Origin of the sequence: Bowmanella yangjiangensis, assembly GCF_017255015.1 — a bacterium.
Taxonomy (GTDB): Bacteria; Pseudomonadota; Gammaproteobacteria; order Enterobacterales; family Alteromonadaceae; genus Bowmanella; species Bowmanella yangjiangensis.
This window is the reverse complement of sequence record NZ_JAFKCS010000557.1, coordinates 1-492: the sequence shown is the minus strand read 5'-3', so window position 1 is coordinate 492 and position 492 is coordinate 1. Positions and strand designations below refer to the sequence as shown.

Sequence of the window (492 nt, the reverse complement as noted above, 5' to 3'; positions counted from 1 at the left end):
CAGGGTGTAGAGCACGATCAGCGCAAAGAACATCAAGGCGACGACGAACGTGATGCCCAGGGTCTTGCGACTCGATACCGCGTCCCACAGGGTCAGGCTGGAGGCCGGATCGAGGCTCGAGGGGAAGACGAAGGGGAACAGGGCGAAGCCTGCGGTGCAGATGGCCCCAACTATCATCAGGCTGCTGCCGGCGAAGGCCAGGCCGGCGCGTCGCCAGGTGCTGGCGAGAATCGCCAGCAGGGCGCCGAGCAGCGCCAGTACGGGGGCGACCAGGGTCACCGGGTAACGGGCATAGTTGCCGAGCCAGCCGGCGTTGTCGGCGATCACCTGCTTGTTCAGCGGGTTCAGGGCGGCGCCGGCATCCACGACGCCGGCCAGGGTCATGCCTTCGATGCCCATGGCCAGCCAGCTGCCAGCGAGAAGGAAGCCAACCAGGAATACCAGTGCACAGAGGTAGGTGGCGCGGCGCGAACGCGCTGCCAGGTCACCCTC

1 protein-coding gene is annotated in these 492 nt (G+C 66.9%); it reads right to left on the bottom strand.

All coding sequences use genetic code 11. The annotated features are described in order from the left end of the window. Positions 1 to 492, bottom strand: a 492-nt coding sequence (gene cydB, locus J0A65_RS25640) for a cytochrome d ubiquinol oxidase subunit II (RefSeq protein WP_206597032.1), incomplete at both ends; no start/stop codon positions are given.